At 64.6% G+C, this 23,768-nt stretch carries 22 protein-coding genes and 1 pseudogene; 10 read left to right on the top strand and 13 right to left on the bottom strand.

Annotation, left to right across the window (positions count from 1 at the left end; all coding sequences use genetic code 11):
• Nucleotides 1-11: 11 nt before the first annotated feature.
• The 7 genes from NTD82_RS26190 to NTD82_RS26160 are packed head-to-tail and all read right to left on the bottom strand — an operon-like array spanning nt 12 to nt 6,728.
• The gene (locus NTD82_RS26190) at nt 12-788 is read right to left on the bottom strand and encodes an enoyl-CoA hydratase-related protein (protein WP_262130837.1); all 777 of its coding nucleotides are present in this window, start codon (nt 786-788) and stop codon (nt 12-14) included.
• Between the two features lie 16 nt (nt 789-804).
• The gene (locus tag NTD82_RS26185) at nt 805-1,782 is read right to left on the bottom strand and encodes an NAD(P)H-dependent flavin oxidoreductase (RefSeq protein ID WP_262130836.1); all 978 of its coding nucleotides are present in this window, start codon (nt 1,780-1,782) and stop codon (nt 805-807) included.
• Nucleotide 1,783: 1 nt separating this feature from the next.
• The gene (locus NTD82_RS26180; RefSeq protein ID WP_262130835.1) at nt 1,784-2,944 is read right to left on the bottom strand and encodes an acetyl-CoA C-acetyltransferase; all 1,161 of its coding nucleotides are present in this window, start codon (nt 2,942-2,944) and stop codon (nt 1,784-1,786) included.
• Nucleotides 2,937-3,734, bottom strand: a complete 798-nt coding sequence (locus NTD82_RS26175) for an enoyl-CoA hydratase/isomerase family protein (RefSeq protein WP_262130834.1) — start codon at nt 3,732-3,734, stop codon at nt 2,937-2,939. Before NTD82_RS26175 ends, NTD82_RS26180 begins: the two co-directional genes overlap by 8 nt.
• Nucleotides 3,731-4,798, bottom strand: a complete 1,068-nt coding sequence (locus NTD82_RS26170) for a phosphotransferase (RefSeq protein ID WP_262130833.1) — start codon at nt 4,796-4,798, stop codon at nt 3,731-3,733. The genes NTD82_RS26175 and NTD82_RS26170 overlap by 4 nt, the downstream gene beginning before the upstream one ends.
• Nucleotides 4,795-5,970: an acyl-CoA dehydrogenase family protein gene (locus NTD82_RS26165; protein ID WP_262130831.1), complete on the bottom strand. Its 1,176-nt coding sequence runs from the start codon at nt 5,968-5,970 to the stop codon at nt 4,795-4,797. The genes NTD82_RS26170 and NTD82_RS26165 overlap by 4 nt, the downstream gene beginning before the upstream one ends.
• Nucleotides 5,967-6,728 (bottom strand): SDR family NAD(P)-dependent oxidoreductase, encoded by a 762-nt coding sequence (locus tag NTD82_RS26160; protein ID WP_095156629.1) that lies wholly within the window; start codon nt 6,726-6,728, stop codon nt 5,967-5,969. Before NTD82_RS26160 ends, NTD82_RS26165 begins: the two co-directional genes overlap by 4 nt.
• Before the next feature lie 206 nt (nt 6,729-6,934).
• Between NTD82_RS26160 and NTD82_RS26155 the strand changes: the two genes are divergently transcribed.
• The 6 genes from NTD82_RS26155 to NTD82_RS26130 all read left to right on the top strand — a co-directional run bounded on the left by NTD82_RS26155 (nt 6,935) and on the right by NTD82_RS26130 (nt 15,358).
• The gene (locus tag NTD82_RS26155) at nt 6,935-7,549 is read left to right on the top strand and encodes a TetR/AcrR family transcriptional regulator (RefSeq protein WP_218241295.1); all 615 of its coding nucleotides are present in this window, start codon (nt 6,935-6,937) and stop codon (nt 7,547-7,549) included.
• Nucleotides 7,550-7,649: 100 nt separating this feature from the next.
• Complete coding sequence (locus tag NTD82_RS26150) at nt 7,650-10,250, top strand: LuxR C-terminal-related transcriptional regulator (protein ID WP_262130830.1); 2,601 nt, start codon at nt 7,650-7,652, stop codon at nt 10,248-10,250.
• Nucleotides 10,251-10,424: 174 nt separating this feature from the next.
• The gene (locus tag NTD82_RS26145) at nt 10,425-11,744 is read left to right on the top strand and encodes an MFS transporter (RefSeq protein ID WP_262130829.1); all 1,320 of its coding nucleotides are present in this window, start codon (nt 10,425-10,427) and stop codon (nt 11,742-11,744) included.
• 60 nt (nt 11,745-11,804) lie between these two features.
• A complete protein-coding gene (locus NTD82_RS26140) occupies nt 11,805-13,079 on the top strand; it encodes an OprD family porin (RefSeq protein WP_262130828.1) in 1,275 nt (424 codons plus the stop codon).
• 40 nt (nt 13,080-13,119) lie between these two features.
• Nucleotides 13,120-14,259, top strand: a complete 1,140-nt coding sequence (locus NTD82_RS26135; protein ID WP_262130826.1) for an acyl-CoA dehydrogenase family protein — start codon at nt 13,120-13,122, stop codon at nt 14,257-14,259.
• Between the two features lie 25 nt (nt 14,260-14,284).
• On the top strand, nt 14,285-15,358 hold the full coding sequence (locus tag NTD82_RS26130) for a CaiB/BaiF CoA transferase family protein (RefSeq protein WP_262130825.1): 1,074 nt from the start codon (nt 14,285-14,287) through the stop codon (nt 15,356-15,358).
• Nucleotides 15,359-15,422: 64 nt separating this feature from the next.
• Here NTD82_RS26130 and NTD82_RS26125 read toward each other — a convergent pair whose 3' ends face one another.
• Together NTD82_RS26125 and NTD82_RS26120 are read right to left on the bottom strand one after the other, a co-directional pair.
• Nucleotides 15,423-16,403: an NADPH:quinone oxidoreductase family protein gene (locus NTD82_RS26125; RefSeq protein WP_262130824.1), complete on the bottom strand. Its 981-nt coding sequence runs from the start codon at nt 16,401-16,403 to the stop codon at nt 15,423-15,425.
• 31 nt (nt 16,404-16,434) lie between these two features.
• Nucleotides 16,435-17,115, bottom strand: coding sequence for a nitroreductase (locus NTD82_RS26120; protein ID WP_262130823.1), 681 nt, complete (start codon nt 17,113-17,115; stop codon nt 16,435-16,437).
• Between the two features lie 95 nt (nt 17,116-17,210).
• On the opposite strand from NTD82_RS26120, the gene NTD82_RS26115 reads away from it, so the two are divergent.
• On the top strand, nt 17,211-18,089 hold the full coding sequence (locus tag NTD82_RS26115) for a LysR family transcriptional regulator (protein WP_262130822.1): 879 nt from the start codon (nt 17,211-17,213) through the stop codon (nt 18,087-18,089).
• 135 nt (nt 18,090-18,224) lie between these two features.
• Here the strand turns inward: NTD82_RS26115 and NTD82_RS26110 are convergent, their stop codons facing one another.
• On the bottom strand, nt 18,225-19,169 hold the full coding sequence (locus tag NTD82_RS26110; RefSeq protein WP_262130821.1) for an AraC family transcriptional regulator: 945 nt from the start codon (nt 19,167-19,169) through the stop codon (nt 18,225-18,227).
• A gap of 151 nt (nt 19,170-19,320) precedes the next feature.
• Between NTD82_RS26110 and NTD82_RS26105 the strand changes: the two genes are divergently transcribed.
• Nucleotides 19,321-20,511 carry an FAD-dependent oxidoreductase gene (locus tag NTD82_RS26105; protein ID WP_262130820.1) on the top strand — a complete coding sequence of 397 codons (1,191 nt, stop codon included), beginning with the start codon at nt 19,321-19,323 and terminating at the stop codon, nt 20,509-20,511.
• Nucleotides 20,512-20,767: 256 nt separating this feature from the next.
• On the opposite strand, the gene NTD82_RS26100 is transcribed toward NTD82_RS26105, so the two are convergent.
• Both NTD82_RS26100 and NTD82_RS26095 read right to left on the bottom strand, forming a co-directional pair.
• Entirely contained in the window at nt 20,768-21,469 is a 702-nt protein-coding gene (locus NTD82_RS26100; RefSeq protein WP_095156618.1) for a pentapeptide repeat-containing protein, read from the bottom strand.
• A 250-nt stretch (nt 21,470-21,719) separates the two neighbouring features.
• On the bottom strand, nt 21,720-22,523 hold the full coding sequence (locus NTD82_RS26095; RefSeq protein ID WP_262130819.1) for a hypothetical protein: 804 nt from the start codon (nt 22,521-22,523) through the stop codon (nt 21,720-21,722).
• Nucleotides 22,524-22,736: 213 nt separating this feature from the next.
• On the opposite strand from NTD82_RS26095, the gene NTD82_RS26090 reads away from it, so the two are divergent.
• Nucleotides 22,737-22,985: a hypothetical protein gene (locus NTD82_RS26090; protein WP_262130818.1), complete on the top strand. Its 249-nt coding sequence runs from the start codon at nt 22,737-22,739 to the stop codon at nt 22,983-22,985.
• Nucleotides 22,986-23,131: 146 nt separating this feature from the next.
• On the opposite strand, the pseudogene NTD82_RS26085 reads toward NTD82_RS26090, so the two are convergent.
• Nucleotides 23,132-23,347 (bottom strand): annotated as a pseudogene (locus NTD82_RS26085) (arsenical resistance protein ArsH); the annotation flags it as partial.
• Between the two features lie 40 nt (nt 23,348-23,387).
• Here NTD82_RS26085 and NTD82_RS26080 point away from each other — a divergent pair.
• The gene (locus tag NTD82_RS26080; RefSeq protein ID WP_262130817.1) at nt 23,388-23,753 is read left to right on the top strand and encodes a hypothetical protein; all 366 of its coding nucleotides are present in this window, start codon (nt 23,388-23,390) and stop codon (nt 23,751-23,753) included.
• Nucleotides 23,754-23,768 lie beyond the last annotated feature (15 nt).

The following is a 23,768-nucleotide window of genomic DNA, read 5'->3' as shown; positions in this document are numbered from 1 at the left end:
GGCCCGCGGATTCAACGTCCCGACCACACCGGGGCGCGTTTCTCGGCAAAGGCTTTCGGGCCCTCGACGGCGTCCGCCGAGGCAAGCATGGCGCGAACCTGCGAGTAGTCCCATTGTTCGCCCATGCCCTGCTCCACCGACACATCCAGGCCGCGCATCACCGTTTGCTTGGTCGCCCGGACCGACAGCGGGCTGCAGGTGAGGATGTCATCGGCCCAGCGCCGGGCGAGGTCCATCACGTCACCCTCCGTCACTTCGTTGACGAAGCCAAGCTGCACGCCTTCGCTGGCGCTGACGCGGCGCCCGGTGAGCAGCAGGCCCATGCTGCGCTTGAGGCCGATCAGCGCGGGAAGCCGCAACATGCCGCCGGCCAGCGCGGCCAGGCCAATCTTGGCTTCGGGAAGCGCGAAGGCGGCATTGCTCGACGCGACGATGATGTCGCAGGCCAGCGCCAGCTCGAAGCCGCCGCCCATGGCCACGCCGTTGACGGCGGCGATCACCGGTTTGTGCAGGTCGAACCGCGCGGTCAGCCCGCCGAACCCCGCCGGCGGGGTGCCGAGATTGGCGTCGTTGGCCTGCTGCTTGAGGTCATGCCCGGCGCAGAACGCCTTGTTCCCGCTACCGGTGAGGATCGCCAGCCACTGCTCGTCGTCGCTGGCGAAGTCGTCAAAGGCGCGCTGCAGCTCTTCATGGGCTGCGTAGTTCATGGCGTTGTAAGCATCCGGCCGCTGCAGGGTGACGATTGTCAGGTGCCCTTCGCGGACCACGCGGATGAATTGATAGTCCATCGTTCTCTCTCCCGACCTAGGCCAGCATGCCGCCGAGACGGCGATTGATGATGTCGCGGGCGTCACGGATCATGCGCTCCAGCAGTTCTTCGCAACTGGGCACGTCACGGATCAGCCCCTGGATCTGTCCGGCCCAGACCAGCCCGGCGTCGAGATTACCGGTCTCCAGCGCCTCGCGGCCCTTGGCGCCGGACACATAGCCACGGATGTCCTCGAACGTGGCTTCGGCGGCCTGGGACAGGCGCACCACCTCGTCCGACACGCTGTTGCGCGCGACCCGCCCGGTGTTGTGGAACCGCCGAAAAATCAGGTGGGTGGCCCGCTCATCGTTCTCCACCAGAAAGCGCTTGATTGCCTCATGAATTGGCGCTTCACGGGTCGCGCAGAAACGCGTGCCCATGTTCACCCCTTCCGCGCCCAGGGCCATGGCCGCCGCCAGGCCGCGCCCGTCGCCAATGCCGCCGCTGGCGATGATCGGGATGGTCACCTTGTCGGCAGTGGCGGGAATCAGCACCAGACCGGGAATGTCATCCTCGCCGGGGTGCCCCGCGCACTCGAAGCCATCGATGGAAATGATGTCGACGCCCATGCGCTGCGCCGACACGGCATGGCGCACCGCCGTGCATTTGTGGATCACGGTCAAGCCGTGGGCCTTGAACGCCTCGACATGTTCCTGCGGCTTGTTGCCCGCGGTTTCGACAATGCGCACGCCGGAATCGATGATCGCCTGGCGGTACTCGGCGTAAGGCGGCGGGTTGACCGACGGCAGGATCGTCAGGTTCACCGCGAACGGTTTGTCGGTCAGGCTCCGGCAGCGGTCGATTTCCCGCCGCAGCGCATCGGGGGTCGGCTGGGTCAGCGCGGTCAGCGTACCCAGGCCGCCGGCGTTGGAGACGGCGCTGGCCAGTTCGGCCCGGCCAACCCACATCATGCCGCCCTGCACGATCGGGTGGCGAATGCCGAGCAATTCGGTCACACGGTTACGAAAGCTCATCTCACAGCACCTCCAGAATCGTGACGTTGGCGATGCCGCCGCCCTCGCACATGGTTTGCAAGCCATAGCGCTTGCCGCGGGCTTTCAGGGCGTGGATCAGGGTGGTCATCAGTTTGGTCCCGGACGAACCGAGCGGGTGGCCGAGGGCAATGGCGCCACCGTTGACATTCAACCGCTCGGGGTCGGCGTCCAGCGCGTCCAGCCAGGACAGAGGAACAGGGGCGAAGGCTTCGTTGACTTCATAGAGGTCGATATCGGCGATGCTCAGGCCGGCTTTCTTCAGGGACTTGCGCGTGGCGAAAATCGGCTCTTCGAGCATGATCACCGGGTCGCCCGCGGTGACGGTCATGTCGACGATCCGCGCAATGGGCGTCAGGCCATGGGCTTTCAAGGCGCGTTCGCTGACCACCAGCACCGCGGACGCGCCATCGCACACCTGGCTGGCGTTGGCGGCCGTGACCACGCCGCCTTCCTGCAACGGCTTCACCGAACCGATGCCCTCCAGCGACGCATCGAAGCGAATGCCTTCGTCAACCAGGTGCAAGCCGTCGGCGGTCGCCAGGCCGATGATTTCATCGCGGAACGCGCCGCTGTGGGTCGCCCGCGCCGCCCGCTGATGGCTGGCCAGCGCGAAGCGGTCGAGGGTCAGGCGGTCGAGACCGTACTTCTCCGCGAGCATTTGCGCACCGGCGAACTGGCTGAAGCTGCTGACCTTGAAGCGCTCCTGGATCCGCGCGCTGAACGGGCCGATGCCGATGCCTTCCTTTTCGTGGAAGGACAGGTTGGAGAACATCGGCACCCGGCTCATGCTTTCCACGCCGCCGGCGATGACCACATCCTGGAACCCGGACATGACCGCTTGCGCCGCAAACTGCACCGCCTGCTGTGAGCTGCCGCACTGGCGATCAATGGTGACCGCCGGCACGCTCTGCGGCAGCCGCGAAGCCAGCACCACGTTGCGGGCGAAGGCGAACGCCTGCTCACCGGCCTGGGTCACGCAACCGAGGATCACGTCGTCGATGGCCGCCGGGTCGATTCCCGAGCGCTCGACCAGCGCGTCGAGCACTTCGGCGCCCATGTCCGCCGGGTGCCAGCCGGCCAGTTTGCCGTTACGACGCCCGCCCGCGGTGCGAACGGCTGCAACAATGTAGGCATCAGCCATGACTCAACTCCTTCTTGTTTTTAGGGAGCCGCTGCGCAACGAATGCAGCGACTTTGTCACGGACACAAGGCTGTGCGGCGAGGGCCGCGATGCTGCGGGCCTCGTTTTCCAGTTGCGTTTCCAACGGGGTGCCGTGGCTTTCCAGCAACAGCCGCCTGACGCTGCCGAGCGCCGCTGGGTTCATCGCGACCAGGGTTGCCACGACGCGTGCCCCTTCGGCCTGCAACTGGCCGGCCTCGACCACCCGCGAGACCAGGCCCAGCCCGTGCGCCTGCGCCGCGCTCAGGCGCTGGTTGAGCAGGATCAGTTCCTGCGCCCGGCGCAAGCCGGTCAAGCGCGGCAGTATCCAGCTCAGCCCGCCATCCGGGCTCAGGCCAATGGCACCGTAAGCCGGCGTGAAGGAGGCGGCGGGCTCCGCGAGAACGATGTCGCCGATCAGCGCCAGGCTCAGGCCAGCGCCTGCCGCCGCACCGTTCACCAGCGTCAGCAACGGTTTGTTCATACGCATCAGGCGCGAGATCGCCAGGTGCAGGGTGCCCGCCAACTCGCTGAGAAAACCGGAAATCCCGTCGCCCGCCTCGGTGAAGGCTTGCAGGTCACCGCCGGCGCAAAACAGTTTGCCGCTGCCGGTCAGCACGACGCACTTCAGGTCCGGCGTCTGGTCACAGACGATGGCCGCGCGAAGCAGTGCCTGGGCCATCGGCAGGTCAATGGCGTTGCCCTGTTCAGGACGGTTCAGGGTGAGGGTGGCGACACCTTCGTGGATATCGAGCAGCACTGAATCGTTCATCGGCATTCCTCCAGCGCACGACGTGCCAGCCCGGCCAGCACGGGAAAGCTCCTGGCCCGCTCACGGGCGTGGGCCGAGGCGGCGGTGCCGCGAATCACCCGTCCTTTGATGCCATGGAAAATCGCCGCCATGCGGAACAGGTTGAAGGCGATATAGAACTCCCAGGCCGGAATGGACGCGCGACCGGTGCGTTCGCAATAGCGCTCGACGTACTCGGATTGCGCGGGAATGTTCAGCCGCCGCAGGTCGGCGCCGGCCAGGCCGGCAACGATGTCGGGCGGCATCTGGTACATCATGGCGTGGTTGGCGAAGTCGGCCAGCGGATGGCCGAGGGTCGACAGTTCCCAGTCCAGTACCGCCAGGACTTTCGGCTCGCGCGGGTGAAAGATCATGTTGTCGCAGCGGAAGTCGCCATGCACGATCCGGGTCTCGTCGCCGGGCGGGATCATCCCCGGCAGCCATTCCACCAGCAGGTCCATGTCCGGATCGCGGCCCGCGGCTTCGTCCGCCAGGTATTGGGAGGTCCAGCGGCTGATCTGCCGCGCGAAATAATTGCCCGACTTGCCGAAATCCCCCAGCCCGACCGCGTCAGGCTCGATGCTGTGCAAGGCCGCCAGGGTCTGGTTCATCGCGTCGAAATACTGCGGGCGCTGCTCCGGGCTGACCTCGGGAAAGGTGGCGTCCCAGAAAATCCGCCCTTCGACGCGCTCCATCACATAGAAGGGCGTGCCCACCACCGTCTCGTCGGTGCACACCGCGAAAATCTTCGGCACGCAGAACCCCACGCCGCCCAGCGCCTGCTGGACCCGCGCCTCGCGCTCGACCGAGTGGGCGCCTTTGAGCAGGACCCCGGCGGGCTTGCGCCGCAGCACGTAGCTGCTGGTGGGCGTAGTGATCTGGTAGGTGGGAATCGACTGCCCGCCCCTGAACTGCAGCACGGTCATCGGACCGGCGAAACCGTCCACATTGGACCGTAGCCACTGGGCCAGAACACGCTCATCGAACGCCATATCGGGGCGCACCTCACCCGCGCCGGCATTGGCCTTTTGCTCCACTGCACTCATTGCCGTGCCCTCGCCCATTCACGCTTGATGGTTTTCGCCAGCGACCACTTGTGCACTTCCGTGGGGCCGTCGTAGATGCGAAACGCGCGGATCTCGCGGAATACCTGTTCGACGATCGAGTCCTCGGTGAGGCCGCTGCCGCCCATGACCTGCACACAGCGATCGGCGACGCGCATCAGGGTTTCGCTGACGGCGACCTTGGCCATCGAGCTTTCGGTGCCGCCCGCCGCACCCGTGTCCAGCACGCTGGCGCACCAGTTGATGAGCAGTTCCACCTGTTTCAGGTCGATCAGGTTCTCGGCCAGGCTGAAACCGGTGCCTTCGTGGTCGATCAGCAACTTGCCGAACGCCATGCGCTTGTTGGCGTAATCGGTGGCGATTTCGTTGGCCCGCAGGCAGGCGCCGTACCAGCGCATGCAATGCGATAGCCGCGCCGGCGCGAGGCGGATCTGCGCATAACGAAAGCCTTCGCCGGCCTCGCCGAGCATCTGCTCGGCGGGCACCCGCAGGTTGTCCAGCGCGACGATGGCGTGGCCACCGGGCATGGAACTGTCGATGGTGCGCGGAATGCGTTCGATGCGGATGCCCGGGTCCGGCAGCGCGACGAGAAACATGCACGCGCCTTCCTCGGCCTTGGCCATGACGATGCCGATCTGCGCGCCCTCGGCGCCGGTGATGAACGCCTTGCGGCCGTTGATCAGCCAGTGGTCACCGTCGCGGCGGCAGGTGGTCTGCATCATCGACGGATCGGAGCCGGCACCGCCGTCCTCGGCGGGTTCGGTCATGAAAAAGGCGGAACGCGCGGTGCCCTGAACCAGGGGTTCGAGAAAACGCGCCTTGATAAACGGGCTGCCGACTTTGCCCAGCAGGTACATGTTGCCTTCGTCTGGCGCGCAGGTATTACAGGCCAGCGGCCCGAGGGGCGACAGCCCGGTCTTCGCCAGCACCAGCGCCGTGCCTTGCTGGCTCAGGTGGCTGCCATCGGCAAGGATGTGCGGGGTCAGCACTCCGGCCTCGCGGGCCCGTTCCCGCAGTTCCAGCACCAGTGCGTCCGTGGGGCAGTCGTGGTGATCGCGGCGGTTGTCGCGCTCGTAAGGGATCACGACGTCGCGGACGAAGCGCTCGACCCTGTCGGCAATCTCCGTGGCCTGTTGCTGATCGTGGAAGCTCATCGGGCGGCCATCCTGATCGCGCCGTCCAGGCGAATGACTTCGCCGTTGAGCATGGGGTTTTCGACAATCGACTGGACCAGCAAGGCGAACTCGTCCGGCTGGCCGAGACGGCTCGGGAACGGCACCTGCTGACCGAGGGAGTCCTGCACGTCCTGGGGCAGCGACGCCAGCAACGGGGTGAGGAAAATCCCCGGTGCGATGGTCATCACGCGGATGCCGTAGCGGGCGAACTCCCGCGCCAGCGGCAGGGTCATGCCGACAATCCCGGCCTTGGACGCAGCGTAGGCCGGCTGGCCGATTTGCCCGTCGAAGGCGGCGACGCTCGCGGTGTTGATGATGACGCCACGCTCTTCACCCTCGGCCTCGGCGAGGTGCAGGCGCTCGGCGAACTTCGACAGCACGTTGAAACTACCGTTGAGGTTGATGTTCACGATCCGCGCGAAGTCGGCCAGCGGCAGCGCCGTGCCGTCGCGAGAAAGCGCCTTGCCGGGCGGACCGATGCCGGCGCAGTTGACCAGGATACGGGCCTTGCCGTGCACCCCTTCCGCGGTTTCGAGGGCATGCGCGATGCCGGCTTCATCCGTCACATCGGCCTTGATGAACAGGCCGCCGAGCGCCGCGGCGTGGGCTTCGCCCAGTGCCTGGTTGAGGTCGAGAATCGCCACCCTGGCGCCGGCCGCCGCCAGCCGCGAGGCCACCGCGCCACCCAGTCCGGACGCGCCGCCGGTTACTACTGCAGCCACACCTTGAATCTTCATCGAGCACATCCTCTTGCTTGTTCTTGTTGGGACAGCGAGCTCTGCTGCGAGCAGGAAAACCCGTCGATTTAACGCAGCGGTAGAATATCTACTCGCCAGTAGGCTAGAATTCCGATCACTGGCCTGTCAAGGTCGAAAATCCCTGAAAGTGGAAAGCGGGCCTCCACCAGACGCTCACCCCACACCCGACAAATGGAACGAACGACGTGACCGAAACCTCCCCTTTCGCCAGCGCGACGCAGAAGCAACAAGAGCGTGAAGCCAAGCGCCAGGCCGTGCTCCGCGCGGCGGTGCGGATCTTCAACGAGCGCGGGTTCCACGCCACGCTGCTCGACGATGTGGCCGTTAGCCTGGGCATCTCCAAACCGACGATCTATCACTACCTGGGCAACAAGGAGCAGGTGCTGCTGCAGTGCGTCATCCACGGCCTGGAACAACTGATCGACGCCGCCGACACCGCACGCCAGGAGCCCGGCACGGGGATTGACCGGTTGCGCAGCTACCTGCGTCGCTACGCGGAAATCAACATGGACGACTTCGGCCGCTGCGTGATCCGCACCGGCGACGAAGCCTTGTCCGAGGAAGGCCGGACCCGCTTCCGCGCGCTGAAAAGTGACATCGACCGGGCCATGCGCGGGCTGATCGAGGAAGCCATCGCCGACGGCTCCGTCGCGCCCTGCGACGCGCGGCTGCTGGCCTTTACCCTGGCGGGCGCGCTCAACTGGCCCGCGCGCTGGTTTTCCCCGGATGGCAAGCAAACGAAAGAAGAGGTGGCCGCGCAAATGGTCGATCTGCTGACCAGCGGATTCGCGCCGCGCTGAGCCAATATACGCATCGCAACTGTCGGTAGTGGCGAAGGAAGGAGGGTGTCGCATCATGCTCAACGTGCCTGGATCCCCTGACGCGAGATTCACAGGACCTGTGCCACTGTCGCAGCAGATCGAACGGGTTCGACTGCTGCCGGTGATCGCCCGCGCGGGCGGCACGCTCACCCTTTTGAGCGCACCGGCCGGCTTCGGCAAATCGACGCTGATGGCCCAGGCCTGCGCGCACTTGAACCAGGCCGGCATCGCCACGGCCTGGCTCAACACCCACGCGGCAGACAACGACCTGCCCCGCTTGCTCGCCAGCCTTGACCGGGTCACCCGCCATCTCGGCATCGCCCGGCCCGGCTGCGACGCCATCACCTGCATGACGATGCCCACGGCCTCGTACGCGCTCTTCATCGATGAACTGGAAACCATCCAGGAACCCTCGGTCCTCGCCCTGCTCCAGGAGCTGGCCCTGCACCTGCCCCATCGCGCCTACCTGATCGCCACCACCCGGCTGACCCCGGCGCTGGGGCTGGCGCGGCTGAGGGCCAGCGGCCGGCTGACGGAAATCGGCGCCAGCGAGCTGCGCTTCGACAGGGAAGAGAGCCAGGCCCTGCTCGCTGGCCAGCTCGGCGCCGCGTCCCTCTCCCGCGCCGATGTCGAGCACCTGCACGGCAAGACCGAGGGCTGGGCCGCGGCGTTGTGGCTGGCGTCCATTGCGCTCAAGCGCAGCGAGTCGCGGCTGGAATTCATCGCCCGCTTCTCCGGCTCCACCAGCACCGTGGCCCAATACCTGAGCGAAGTGGTGCTGGCGGAACAATCGCCGAGCGTGCGCCAGGTGCTGCTGCGCATGAGCGTGCTGAGGTACTTCAATCCCGCACTGTGCGAGGCCTTGAACCCGGGCGTCGACGGACAGCCAATGATCGAGCACCTGCAAGCCCAGGGCTTGGCCGTACCGGTTGAAACGAAACACGGGCTCTGGCGTTTTCATGGCCTGTTCGCTGAATTTCTCCGTGATCGACTCGACCGCGAAAGCCCCGGCGAGAACGCGTGCCTGCACCTTGCGGCCTCGCGCTGGTTCGACAGCCAAGGCCAGGCGGTGCAGGCCATTGATCACGCCGTGCTCGGCCAGCAGTACAACCAGGCCCTGCTGCTGCTCGAACACCACATCGAGTCGTTGCTGGAACAAGGCCGGATGCGCTTGCTGCGCCGCTGGTTCACCGCCATTCCCGAAGACCTGGTGGCCGCCCGACCGCGGTTGCAGGTGATGTCGTTGTGGGCCCTGGCCCTGACCGAGGGCGCGCACCTGGCCTGGCAGGAACTGGAGCGGCTCGACTGGCGCAACAGCCCGGACCCGCACGTGCGCAATCACGGCGCCGCGCTCTACCCGACCCTGCTGGGCATGCGTGACCACTGCGAAGAAGCGGTGACGGTCGGCATGCGCGCACTGAACAACCTCGACGCCAGGCATACCTTCGCCAGCGCCACCCTGCTCAATGCCATCGCCCACCAGACCCTGATCATCGGCGACACCCGCGATGCCCAACGCATGGTCGATGCCGCGCGCCGCCTGCACGGCGGTGAAAGCCACTTCAACCGGATGTACTCGGAGACCACCGAGGGCCTGATCGACCTCTTGCATGGTCGCCTGCGTCACGCCTCCGCGCGTTTCCGCCTGGCCATCGATGTCACCCAGGCCAGCAATCATCGACACGTCCACGGCAACGCCTGGGCCGGCGTGCTGCACACGGCGACGGTGTACGAAGCCAACGACCTCGTCCAGACGCGCCACCTGATTAACGTCTACCTGCCGCTGGCCCGTGAGGTCGGCATTCCCGACCACCTGATCCTGATCTACCTGCTCAAATGCCGGCTGGCGTTCAACGAGAACGACCTGGAAACCGCGCTGCATGCGCTGACCGAACTCGAATACCTAGGCCACCGTCGCAGCCTGCCCCGTGCAGTGGCCGCCGCCCAACTGGAGCGGGCGAAGATCCTGCTGATCCAGGGCGAAGGCGAGGCGGCGCGGGATGAATTGAGCCGGGCCGATGACCCGGTGATCTGGGCGCGGGAATGTCGCCAGCGGCTGCTCGCCCATGACAGTCATTACCTGCGCCTGGCGCGGCTGCGCTGGGACATTCATTTTGGCGACCCGGTCGCGGCGCTCCGGCAACTGGCTGTCGATCTGGAAGACGCCCATGCCTCGGGCCGCCGCCACCGTGCGCTGGTGCTGCAGTTGTTGCAGGTGCTGGCGCTGCAGCGCTGCGACAACCTGCTCGCCGCGCACAAAACGCTGGAAGAGGCGCTGACATTCGCCGCGCGCGAAGGTTATGTGCGCACCGTGCTCGATGAAGGGGCGGCGCTCGGCCAGGTGGTGCTGGAGTTCAAGCAGTCATACGAAACGCGCACGTCACGCACGCCACTGCTGCTGGATTATCTGCGCTCGCTGCTGATCGGTTTCGGCCCGGCGCTGCCCGCCGAGCCGGCCAGACCCGCCCCCGCCGCGCCATTGCCCGAGCCGCTGACGCGCAAGGAAATCGAAGTCCTGGTACTGCTCACCGACGGCTGCTCCAACCTCGACCTGGCCGGGCGCATGCACGTGTCGCTGAGCACCGTGCGCACCCACCTGCGCAACATCAACGCCAAGCTTTCGACCGGCAGCCGCAACCAGGCGCTGGCGGTGGCGAGGAAGATGGGACTGGTGTCGTAGCTTTGGGGAAAAATCGTCTTTTGTGACGATTTTTCCCCTCCCCCCGCCCCATAGACTGATCCCGAAAGCCGCTATCCCGCGCCACGTGCAGCAGGCTTGCGATTGCAGTCCGGTCGTCAGGGCCGCCGTCGGTCATCTGACAGATCCAACAACAATAATTAACGGGATTGAGCAATGAACGAGCAAAGCACCACCCTCCCCTACACCGAAAGCAAGATCCACCCCGGACGCTGGACCGCCGTGGGCTGCCTGATCATCTTCTACGCGATTTCGATGGTCGACCGCTTCATCCTTTCCGCCGTCGCCCAGCCGGTCACCCAGAGCCTGGAACTGTCCAACACGCAGATGGGCCTGCTGCTGGGCGCGGGCTTCGCCGTGCTGTATTCCATCGCCGGGATTCCGGTGGCCTACCTGATCGACAAGGGCAACCGCACGCGGGTGATCCTCGCCGGCGTGCTGCTGTGGTCGTTGATGACCGCGGCGTCCGCCTTCACCGTCGACTTCACCACCCTGATCATCTGCCGCGCCGGCGTTGCCATCGGCGAAGCCGTGCTGACCCCGGCGGCGATGTCGCTGATCGGCGACATGTTCCAGCGCAAGGAGCGCGCGCTGCCTACCAGTTTCTACATGGCCACCGGCAACATCATGGCGACGGGCGCGTTCATCATTGGCGGCGCCGTGTACCAGTTCGCCGGCGGGCAACAGTTGATTCCCGGCATGGAACCCTGGCGCTTCACCCTGCTCGCCGTGAGCCTGCCGGGCCTGCTGATGATGGTGGTGTTCGCCCTGACCGTCCGCGAGCCGGCGCGGGTCGAAACACCCTCGTCCACGACAGGCGCAGGCATCGACGCACTGCTGCCGTTCCTGGTCGGCAACAAGGCCATGTTCATCCCCTTCTTCATCGCCACCGGGCTGATTTCATCGCTGACCCTGGGGGTGATTTCCTGGGCGCCGACCCTGTTGATCCGCCTTCACGACCTGAGCGCCGCCCAGGCCAGCTTCGTGTTCGGCTCGGTGGGCCTGCCGACCTCGGTGCTCGGCACGCTGTGCCTGCCCTGGCTGGCAAGCCGGCTGCAGAAGGCCGGGCGTGCGGACGGCATCGCGCTGATTCTGATGGTGGCGGTGGCCATCCCGGTGCCCGCGATCATCGCCGGTTTGCTGGTGGGCGATTACTGGCTGCTGGTCGCCGCGTTCGCGGTGTGCATGATGTTTCTGCCGAGCATCTCGGTCATGACGTGCCTGGGCATGCAGATGATCAGTCCTTCCCGCCTGCGGGCACGCACCGTGGCGGTTAACCTGCTGGTCATCAACCTCTTCGGCTACACCGTCGGCCCGTTCCTCAGCGGCGTGCTGGCCGACCGGGTATTCAGCGGGCCGACCGCCATCGCCTCGGCGCTCGCCACCATGGCGGCGATCATCGGCCCCGGCGCCCTGCTCGGCTTCCTTTTCGCCCGCCGCCCTTTCGGCCAGATGATGAGCGCGCAGAAGGACTGAGCCCCACCCGCGGCCGCGAGGCCGCCACCACTCCCTACAAGAACAAGAACCGGAGCCGCCATGAATTTGCGCACCGCAACCCTGCTCGCCTGCTCTTTGCCGATGTCTTTCACGGCACAGGCGCAGACCAGCTTCATCACCGACAGCAGCGCCTCCGTGCTACTGCACAACTATTACTTCGACCGCGACTACAAAGACCCCGCGAACCCCGCGCTGAAACGTGAACTGCGGGAATGGGCGCAGGGCGTGACGCTGGATTTCAAGTCCGGCTACACCGAAGGGCCGGTCGGATTCGGCCTGGACCTGACCAGCATGACCGGCCTCAAACTGGACTCCTCCCGCAGCCGCGCCGGCACCCAGTTGCTGCCACTCGACTCCCAGGGCCGCGCCGAGGACAGCTTCAGCACCTTCGGCGGTGTCGCCAAAGTGCGCTTCGCCCAGTCCAAATTGAATACCGGCAGGATGGTGCTGACCCTGCCCATCGCCTTTTCCAGCCCCGGCCGCCTGCTCCCGCAGACCTTCCAGGGCACGACGTTCCAGTCGGACGATTTCGACCGCCTGACGCTCATGGGCGGTTACCTCGACCGCATCAAATTCCGCGATTCGAGCAACTACGAAAACATCCGCGTGACCGCGCAGAACGGCCGCTTCCTGGATGTCGACTCCAGCGGGTTCAGCTATGTCGGGGCCAAATACAAGGTCGCGCCCAACCTCACCGCGAGCTACTACCACGCCACGCTGAACGACATTTATCGCCAGGACTACCTGTGGCTGGTGCACGACCTGCCGCTGGGACCGGGCAGCCTGAAAACCGATTTCCGCTGGGTGAGGTCCGGCGAAGACGGCTCCGCCGCCGCGGGCAATGTCGACAATGACAACCTGGGCGTGGTCTTCCGCTACGCCCTCGGTGGGCACACGTTCAGCACCGGCTACATGGCGCTGTTCGGCGACACCGCCCAGCCGTACATGGGCCGCAGCGAGCCGTCGCCGACCGTCGAAGGGGCGATCGCCACCGACTTCCTCAATGCCAAGGAGCGCACCTGGCAGGTGCGCTGGGACTACAACTTCGCGGTCCAGGGCATCCCGGGGCTGACGGCTATGCTCTGGCACATGCGTGGCGACAACATCGAACTGCCGGAGCGCATGGGCGGCAGCGGTCTTTACGAACGCGAAAGCCAGGCCCAGGTGGCGTACGTCATCCAGTCCGGGCCGTTGCAGGGCCTGGGCGTCAAGGTCCGCCACGCCTGGTATCGCAACGACTTTACCCAGGCGGCGACCTTCCGCGACAACAACGACCTGCGGGTCAACATCGTCTATTCCTGGAAACTCTGGTGAACAGCGCGGGGCGCCTCTCGCGCCCCGCTCAGGAGGCTTAATGCAACGTCCCGGCTTCAGCACAGAACATGAGATTTTCCGCGAAAGCTATCGGGCTTTCCTGCAAAAAGAAGTGCAGCCACACAAACAGGCCTGGCGCGAAGCGGGCATCGTCCCGCGGGAAATGTTCAGGAAGATGGGCGACCTCGGCTACCTGCTGGTGTGGGCCGACGAAGAGCACGGCGGCCTTGGCCTGTGGGACTTCCGCTATCAGCAGATCATGATCGAGGAAGACAACCGCTTCGGCGAGGTGGGCTTCTATCACACCCTGCACAGCCGCCTGGTCGCGCCCTATCTCCAGCACTTCGGCAGCCCGGCGCAGCGGGCCCGCTACCTGCCCGCCTGCGCAACGGGCGACAGCATCCTGGCGATCGCCATGACCGAGCCCGATGCCGGCAGCGACCTCGCCGGCATCAAGACCCGCGCCCAGGAGCAGGGCGATCACTGGGTGCTCAATGGCGCCAAAACCTACATCTCCAACGGCATCAACGCCGACGTCGTGCTGGTCGCGGCCAGGACCGACCCGGACAACCCGCGCCGGATCGGCCTGTTCCTCGTGGAGCGCGGCATGCCGAGATTCGAGCGCGGCCGCAAGTTGGCCAAGATGGGCCTGCATGCCCAGGACACCGCCGAGCTGTTCTTCAACGACGTGCGCGTCCCCAAGGCCAATGTGCTGGGCGATGCCGGACAGGGGCTGAGCTACCTGAAGACCTCGCTGGTGGAAGAACGCCTGATCTGCGCCGTCGGTTCGCTGGCCAATGCCCAGTGCGGTTTCGACCTGACCCGTGATTACGTGCTGGAACGCAAGGCGTTCGGCAAGACCATCGCCGACTTCCAGAACACCCGCTTCGTACTGGCGGAACTGGCGGCGGAGCTGGAAATGGCCCAGGTGTATATCGACCATTGCGTCACTCTGCACAATGACAGCGCCCTCAGCGTGCCGTCGGCGGCCAAGGCCAAACTGATCAGCAGCGAACTGGAATCCCGGATCATGGATGCCGGCGTGCAACTGCACGGTGGCGCCGGCTACATGCAGGAATACGAGATCTGCCAACGCTTCCAGGACGCCCGGGTGTCGCGGATCTTCGCCGGCAGCTCGGAAATCATGAAAGAAATCATCGCTCGCGCCGTGCTTGGCTGAGCATCGCCCCTTTCAAGGAACTGACATGGGACCACTGCAAGGCATCAAAGTCGTCGAATTGTCCGGTATCGGACCCGCTCCCTTCTGCGCCATGGTGCTGGCCGATCTCGGCGCGGACGTGGTGCGCATCGTGCGCCCCGGCACGGGCGTGGACCCGGCCGATGTGCTCAGCCGCAACCGGCCGACCGTGGAAATCGACATCCGCGGCGAGCCAGGGCAAGCCGCCGTCCTGGCCCTGGTGGCGAAGGCCGACATCCTGATCGAGGGCTTCCGGCCCGGGGTCATGGAGAAGAACGGCCTCGGCCCGGCCGACTGCCACGCCATCAATCCACGGCTGATCTACGGGCGCATGACCGGCTGGGGCCAGTACGGACCGCTGGCGCAAACGGCCGGCCACGACCTCAATTACATCGCCCTCACCGGCGCCTTGCACGGGATTGGTCGTCCGGGCGAAACGCCGCCGCCCCCGGTGAACTTCATCGGCGATTTTGGCGGCGGCGGGATGTTGTTGCTGGTGGGTGTGCTGGCGGCGCTGCACGAGGCCGCGCAGTCCGGCGCGGGCCAGGTCATCGATGCCGCCATGACCGACGGCACCGCACTTTTGTCGAGTTTCATCCACGGGCTCAGGGCGACCGGACACTGGCGCACCGAGCGCGGCGCCAACCTGCTCGATGGCGCGGCACCTTTCTACGATACCTATCGCTGCGCCGATGGCCGTTTCGTCGCCCTGGGTGCCATCGAACCGCAGTTCTATCAACTCTTGCGCGAGCGCTGCGGGCTGGACGGCAGTTTGTTCGACGAGCAGATGAACCAGGCGCTCTGGCCCTCGCAGAAGCAGGCGCTGGCGGGAATCATCGCGACCCGCACGCGGGATGAATGGTGCGTGCTGCTCGAAGGCAGCGATGCCTGCTTCGCGCCCGTGCTGGATTGGGATGAAGCGCCGGAGCACGCGCACAACCGGGCCAGGGAAACCTTCATCAGCCTCGACGGCGTGACCCAACCCGCGCCGGCGCCGCGCTTCTCGCGGACTGCGCCGGGCATCCCGCGACCGGCTTATGGTGCATCGCTGGAGGAGCTGCTACGGCGCTGGAAGGGCTGAGTCGCGCTACGTAAAACAAGGGCGTTCGCGATGAACGCCCTTGCCTGTCGGAAAACCCGAGCGATCAGCCCTCGGACACTCGAATCACCGTCTTGCCCAGCCCTTGCCCCGACAGCGCGTACTCCAGCGCCTGGGCAAACGCGTCGAACGCGAACACCTTACCGATCGGCGGCGCCAGTCGTCCTTGTGCGACCCAGCCCAGCAACTCGCGCAAATGCGCCGCGCCCTTCCCGGCCTCATAAATCTGGAACTGGCGCACATCCACCCCCACCAGTGACGCTCCCTTGAGCAGCGGCAGATTCGCCCGCAGCGCCGGAATCGGCCCACCCGCGAAGCCCACCACCAGATGCCGGCCACCCCAGGTCATCGAGCGAAACGCCGGCTCGAACAGCGGCCCGCACACCGGATCGAAGACCACATCAGGCCCCTTCTGACCGCACAACTCCTTGACCACTTCACGGAAGCTCTCCGCACTGGCATCGATCACATGGTCTGCGCCCAGCGCCTGCACGAACGCGCGTTTTTCCGCCGTCGACGCTACGCCGATCACCGTGGCGCCCAGGCATTTGCCGATCTGCACCGCAGCGCTGCCGACACCGCCGGCGGCGCCAGTGACCAGCAGGGTTTCGCCAGGTTGCAGCGCTGCCCGGTCGTGCAGCCCGTGGTAGGCCGTCAGGTAGTTGATCTTGAAGCCAGCCGCCTGAATGAAGTCCATCCCGTCCGGGATCTTTACCAGCGTCTCCGCTGCGGCCACGGCCAACTCGGCGAAGCCGCCGTGGGTCTGGGTAATCACCCGGTCGCCCACGGCCAGCCCTTCTACGCCCGCCCCCACAGCTTCAATCCAGCCACTGATTTCCTGGCCGGGCACGTGGGGCAATGGTGGCCTGACCTGGTAACGGCCAAGGGATTCCAGCGCATCGACATAGCCCACGCCGCACGCCGCAACGCGAATCAGCACTTCCCCCACAGCCGCGACCGGATCAGCGGCGTGCAACAGCCGGTAGTGGTCGATCGAATCCAGATTGTTGGTTTCTACCCGTCTCATCAGCCTCTCCGATTAATAGAACGTACAAGGTTCAAGCGCCGAATCCGCGGAACTCGGCGATTGCGGCGAGCGGCTCGCGGTCGGTGCGCAAGCTGTTGACCGGATGCTCGGGGTCGGCGTAGCCCAATGACAGGCCGCAGAACAGCATCAGCTCATCGGACAGTTCGAGCTGCCGCTCCACGGTCTGGTGAACCAGCGTCCAGCAGGCTTGCGCGCAGGTCGCCAGGCCTCGCTCATGGGCCAGCAACATCAGGCTCTGCAAGAACATCCCCAGGTCCGCCCACTGCCCTTGGCCCATGCTGCGATCGACGGCAAGAAACAGACCCACCGGCGCATCGAAAAAACGAAAGTTGCGGGCGAACTGCTGCTGCCGGCCCTGACGATCCTCGCGGGCGACGTTCAGGGTCGCGTAGAGGTCTTCGCCACATTTGGCCCGGCGCGCCTGGTACGGAGGTTTGAGGTCCTGGGGATAGATCGGGTAACCCATGCCCTCGCCGCACGGGTGCCGCGCCAAGGTCTGGGCCACTTCGTCCTTCAGCCGGCGCAGGTGCGCGCCCGTCAGCACATACAGCTTCCATGGTTGCAGGTTGCCGCTCGACGGCGAATGGCGAGCGCCTTCGACGATTTCCCGCAGCAGCGCCTCAGCCACCGGGCGATCGAGAAAGGCCCGGGTGGAGCGCCGATTCATTACCGCGTGCATCACAGATGACATGGAGAGCGCCTTTTTCGTTACAGGTCGGCTCATCCTATCCTTGCGTTTTTCGCATTAGAATAGAAAAAATCCGATTTCACTTATGCGAAAAACCGATGAAAATAACCTCCCTTGCCGAAGTGGAAGCCTTCCTCGCCGTGGTCGACAGCAAGAGCTTCAGCGCCGCGGCGCGGGAGCTGGGTATCGCTCAGTCAACGGTAAGCCGGCGCCTCACCAACCTGGAGTCGCGTCTCGGCCACCAGCTCATGCTGCGAACCACCCGCAAGGTTGCCCTGACCGACATCGGCATCAGCTACGCCAGCGAACTGCGGCAAATACTGGCCGGCCTGGAAAACGCCGATGCGCGCCTGCAAAAAGGCCTGCGGGTGGCAGAAGGCGTGTTGCGGGTCACCCTGCCCACCTCGTTCGGCCGGGCCTTCGTCCTGCCGCGTATTGCCCGATTGTCGGCCGAGTACCCGCGCTTGCGGTTCGAGGTCGATTTGTCGGACCGCTATGTCGATTTGCTCGACGGCGAATATGACGTGGCGATTCGCATGAGCACGCCCGAGCAGTCCGGCGTTCGCTACCAAAAGATCCACACCTTCACCCTGACGCTGTGCGCATCCCCCGCGTACCTGCGCGAACACGGTCAACCGCTGGACGTGAACGACCTTGCTGCTCATAGCTGCCTGGCCCAGCGGGTGTATGCGCCACGGATCAGCTTCCCGATAACGTGGCAGGGCCAGTCCTCCACCCTGCTAATCAACCCGCGAATCAGCGTCAGCGACTCCACATCGTTACGCGCGCTGGCGTTGGCCGGGGCGGGACTGGCGGTGCTGCCGAACTACCTGATCGAAGCCGACCTGAAGGCGGGAGAACTGGTCGAGGCCCTGCCCGGACTGGCGTTCGCCGACTATGAGATGTTCGCAGCGTCTTTGCGCCACCGGGACGATTCGGAGAAGGTCAACGTTTTTTTGAATGCGCTGTATAGCTGAGATGGTTGTTAGCCGGTGGAGCGTTGGGAGGGTTCAGCGGCTCACTGGCCTCATCGTCGGCAAGCCGGCTCCCACAGGGATATCATCGGCCGCCGGGCCGGCGCACGGGCTTGGCGGCGATGGGCGCACGCCACATCAGTCAACTTGCTGGTTGCGATAGTGACGCGGCGACATGGCCATGCGCTCACGGAAGGCCTGGCGAAACACGCGGTCCGATTGGTAACCCACGGCGGCGGCTATCTGCGCCACTGACGCGTTGCCGTCGCGCAACATCTGCGCGGCCAGGGTGATGCGCCAGGCACTGAGGTAGTCGATGGGCGATTGACCGATCACCCGGCAGAATCGCGCGGCGAAGGTCGAGCGTGACAAGTTGGCGACCGCCGCCAGCAGCGGCACGCTCCATTGGCGCTGCGGCGCCTCGTGGATGGCCAGCATGGCTTTGCAGATGTACGGGTCTTGCAGGCCCTTCAGCCAGCCGGGGGAAAAGCCTTTGTCGGAGAGAATGTAGCTGCGCAGCAGTCCGACCACGATCAGCTCGGCCATGTGCTTGGCTACCGCGTAATAGCCATTCTTGTTGTCCGCCAGCAGCGCCTCGATGGCCGGACGCATCAGGCTCAGCATGCTGCTGTCGGCGTCGCGCAGCACGATGAAGTCCGGCAGAGCCGCCAGCACGAAGCCTCCCTGCCCGCTGTGAATGCTGAACGCCAGACCGAGCAGACGGCACAGCGCGCCGCCACCGCCATGAACCACTGAAATCGCCGAGCCCGGCTGTGTGCTGCGGTCCAGCCTGGGCGAACGCGGCTCGCTCCAGTTCAGTTCATGCAGGTCAGTGGTGGCGACACCCGGCCGCGAAAGCAGGCGGCACTCGCCGCCGCGCGGCACCAGCAGGGTGTCGCCCTGGGCGAGGTGCAGCGTCTGGCCGGCGGCGGTCTGCACCACAAATGACCCCTCGTTGACGATAAAGCAGAAGCCGGGCTGATAGTCGTGAACAGCCACGCCCCAAGGCTCCGACAAGTGCCAACTTGAAATGCTGGTCGACTCGACGGTCAACATCGACAGAAAGTGGCTGAGAAGGTCCATGGCGTTACGCAATTGAGAGTAATCATCCGAATACTCGGCGAGTTACGCATATATTGTCCAGGCAAAGCCTTCCAGAATGCCCGCACAACAATAAGCGAGGTATCAGCGAATGCGTTTTGACCCGAGTCTCCCATGGCGTGCTGGAAAACGAGTGGCGGTGATAGGCGCGGGCCCGGGTGGGGTCTCCGCCGCGCTGGCCCTGCACCGGCAAGGCTTCGATGTACGCGTCTTCGAAAAGCAGCCGGAACCCAGGCCTCTGGGAGGCGCCGTCTTGCTGAGCGTGCCGGTACTGGCCGTGCTGCGCCATTACGGAGTCGACCTGAGCAACTTCGGCTCCCTCACTGTCACCGAATTCCGTAATCACAAAAACAACCTCCGCTCGCGCCTGCCCTTCAATCAGGCGGTGGAAGCGTCCTTCGGCATCAAGGGTTGGCACTACGGCATGCTTCGCGCCAATGCGTTCGCGAGGATGATGGAGCTGATGCCCGAAGGCATGCTGGTGCCCAATGCGGACTTCGACCACTACACGCAGACCGCGGACAGCGTCACCGTCGTTTTCAAGGACGGCGAGACCATCGAGGCCGACATTCTCGTTGGCGCCGATGGCATCCGCTCCGGCGTCTCGCGCCAGGCCTTCGGCGAGCCCGAGCTTTTTCATGTCGGGCTGCGGGTCTGGCTGGCCTGGTGCGACCCCATCGCCGGCATTCCCGTGCAGACCGGACGCATCATCCATTCACACAAGTACCAAGCCAGCTTCTTTCCCATGCTGCACGACGGCAAGCCTGGCTACGAATGGTGGATCGTCGAACCCTGCGAGGAAAACGCCCCCGCGCCGGCCGACGTGGCCAGTCATATCGGCAAGATCCTGCGCAACTTCCCTGACCCGCTACCGCGGTTTCTGCAAGCCACCAACCTGGAAACCCAGATATTCAGGTGGGACATCTACAACCGGCCTTCGCTTGAGCAATGGAGCAGTGGCCGCGTGGTCTGCCTGGGGGATGCCGTGCACCCGGTCTCGCCCTACGCCGCCTACGGCATGGGCATGGCCATCGAGGACGGTTACTTTCTGGCCAAGGCGCTCACCGGCGCCGACCTCAGCGACGCACAGCAGGTCGCGAAGGGCTTCAATGGTTTCGAGGCGCAGCGAGTGAACTACGTCAATCATCATGTTGAGTTCGCCAGGAAGCTCGGCGATGCCTTCCACAAGTTGCCCTACCCCCTGGCCAAGGTGCGCGACTTCCTCTTCGATCACACCGGCATTCTTGATCGGATGATCCGTCGCGACTATCTCGCCGACGCGGAGAAGATGTCACTGGCGATGCAGGAGCTTCACCCCAACTGATGCAGCCTCCTGGCAAATGATGAGGTTGTGACGCCCCGGTTTCCAACGGTCGCCACCGACCGCTTCGGGTCGCAAAAAAGCGCGGCAGAGGGGACAGACCACAGCTAATAGCGTGGTCATCCCCTTTTGACCCATGGGTTCATCATGCTGCTCGGTATGGCGTCCGGCGCATACATCGGCGCGAGGGTGAACATGATCAGGCGGGACTCTTCGTCGTGATGCCGGCCTGTGGCTCGAGATCCCATCCCCCCGTCGATCAGAGCACCGTCAACCCCAACCCGGCAAGCAACATCCCGGCCTGGCTTCGGGAAATGATCGCGCCCTTGAACAATTTGGCATCGACCAAGCGCAGCCCTTGCAAACTTGCCTCGCGCAGATCGGCGTCATCGAAACGCGCGTTATTGACCCGCGCCATCGACAGGCTGCCGCCCTCGACAAACACCGCCTTGCGGAAGTCGCAGTAGGTCAGGTCGGCTTCGCTGAAATCGATGTTGTGCAACTCGGACTTGTAAAAGGAGATCCCCGAGAGCATCGCGCTGTTCAACCGGCAATCAGAGAAGCTCAGGCCCAGTGAAGAGGCCAGATCGCCAAAGTTGCCGCCGGTGAGCTTGCAGCCTTCAAAGCGCACGTGGGCCAGCTTGCTGCGTTGCCACTTGCTGTTGTTCAGGTCGCACCGTTCAAAGCTGGCATCGGTGAGAACAGCGGAGCGAAAATTGACTTCCGCCGCCCGGCAACTGACCCACTGGGTCCCCATCACGTTGGCGGCGGTGAAATCGGCGCCGGTTAAAATACACCGTTCAAACAGCGCGCCTTCCAGGTTGGCTCTGGCCAGATCCTCACCACTCAAGTCGAGCCCGACACACTGCAGCGGCAGGGGCTGGATGCCAGTCAAGTCAGTCAGCGTCTTGCCCTCGAGCACCTCGGGGTCAACACGAAAATAATCACTTTTGGCCTGCATGCGAGCTCCGGCTGCACCGTTGGAAGGGAGGCATCTTCTGGTTCGTGCGCGGTGAGGTCAAGACTGTCTGCCGTCAGACGGCTCTATGACCTGAACGACACCCGGTCGCTGTTTGCCCGCTATACCAGCAGCTTCAACCGCAGAGTTACCAGGGTGAAATGCGTCAGTCCAGGCGCCGCCCGTAACTTCGCGACTTTAGGAGGGCCGGATGTGGGAGCGAGTTCATCGCCCCCAAGATTCCGTGAAGCACCTAAGGTTTTGGGTAGTAGAACTTGCACTCGGCACCCTTGGGGCCGTCCTCGAATGGAAAACCGTTGCAGCAGTCGGTTCCGTAGGGGCCAACGAAGGTCCCCTCCCGGCAGGCGCCGGGAAGCAGCTTGCGCCATCTGGTTCCATGGCTATTGGGTCCACCGTTGCTCAAGAACTCATAGGTGCACGTGTTGGCGCGTTGCTCGGATTTGGATTTACCCTGGTTGTATTTCTCTTCCCCAACCCGAACGCATTGTTCGTACTTGGGCTCGTCCAGATCCCGGGCGGCCTTGGCGTGAGCGATCATCTCGACGCACTTGGCATGGCCTGGGTTGGCGATGCAGTTCACGCGGCCCTCCAGTGCCTGGCCGTCCTTCTTCAGTTCCTTGCACTTGGCGCCCAGAGCTGGCTGTGTTGGGGGCGTAGCACATGCATCTCGGAAAAAGGCCGGTGTGAGGTCGAAGGTTTTCTTGGTGGGCCCCCTGCCACGGTAGGTGACTTCAAGGCACTGCTTTCTTCCTGACTCAATGCAAATTTCGCACTTCTGTCCTTTTATGCACTCGCCTTTCTGCGTACCAGGCAGGTGAGCGAAATCGGACCTGTTCAGCGCATCGTCGAACACGACGTGCGCATCGCAGTCACCGGGGCAGGATCGGCCATCATCGTAGACGGTCAGACGGATTGTCTCGGCCTGAGCGACACAGGCAAATGAGCTGAGGATCAGGCACACAACCAGGACAAAGGCTCGCATGAGCACCCCTATGATGAATCTGCGGTTGTCCGCGACAGAGAGGAGCGTAGCCATCGAGATGGCCATTTGCCCAGAAAGTACGATGAAACTCCCGGGCAAGCCTGCATGGGCAGGGAACTTTTGAGCCAGCTTTGACCCGAGTCCTTGTTGGGGTATCGAACTTATAGAACAATGCGCCGGCATTGATGCTGACCTCATCGCACGCGTCAAGCCTGCATGGTGAATCGCCGAGTTCGACCTGCCCGGAACCGCTGGTGCCGCCCCGAAATGCCCAATCTGATCCTCCTTGAAGACGAGCCCGTGATGGCCGGAGAACTCCACGAGTTCCTCGGTGACTGCGGCTACGACGTGACGCTGGTCCACGACTTGGCCGGCTTCGCCCGGGCCTTCGAGCCGGTGCCCCGCCGCCTGGCACCTGGACAGCCTAGTGCTGCGGCGGTTGATGGCCAGCGCCAGCGCCGATGTTTGCCGGCGCCAGATCGTCGAAGCGCTGGACGAAGATTGGTTCAGCTATGATCAGCGGCGCCTTGCATGCCCCGATCTGAGCACCCTTCGCCAATGGCGAGTGCGGGTCGACGCTGGAAGGCAGTTTCAGTTTGTCGCAAACCAGTGCCTGGTTACGCTACCGAACGGTAAGCAGGCCTGCCCGGCGTCTCCAGACGTCAAATGGACCGAAGGTTGACTCGCCTGGTTAGCGCCTCCGCCGACTCCTTGCGCTCGGAGTAGCGGTCCACCCGGTAGTCCTGACGATCGCGTAGCAGCAAGGTGAACCTGGTCACCTCTTCCATCACATCGACCAGGCGGTCGTAGAACGAAGATGGCTTCATGCGCTCTGTTTCATCAAACTCCAGGAAGGCTTTCGGCACCGACGACTGCGAGCCACCACTCGCAGCCCACATCACCAAGGACATGACATTCATGGATAGCGCTTTTTCCCAACTTCGCGACCGCCTGCACAACCGCCGCTTCGTGGTCGCCGCCAATGCCAGCGGGCTCTCTGGCACCGGGACGGTGTTTCACTATCGGGTCGAGGGTGACGGCATTTCCAGCACCTACCAGGGCGGGCGGATTCGCATCGGCAATCAGGTTGGCCGGTGCACAGGGCCCAACAGTATCGAGCTGCTGTTCCAATGCCTGACTACAGAGGGCGAGATGCTTGCCGGCTGGTCGCGGGGGACGGTGGGGGTCGATGACGCGGGGCGGACCACGCTGAGTTTTGTCTGGGGCTGGCTGTCGGGGGCTTCCGGTGGCGGCGAATCGAGCTACGTCGAGCTGGTTGACTGAACAGGAGCGAACGCT

The sequence above is a fragment of the Pseudomonas sp. 5P_5.1_Bac1 genome, assembly GCF_025466015.1.
Taxonomy (GTDB): Bacteria; Pseudomonadota; Gammaproteobacteria; order Pseudomonadales; family Pseudomonadaceae; genus Aquipseudomonas.
Note: the sequence above shows the minus strand (reverse complement) of the source record. Positions and strands in the feature narration are given on the sequence as shown.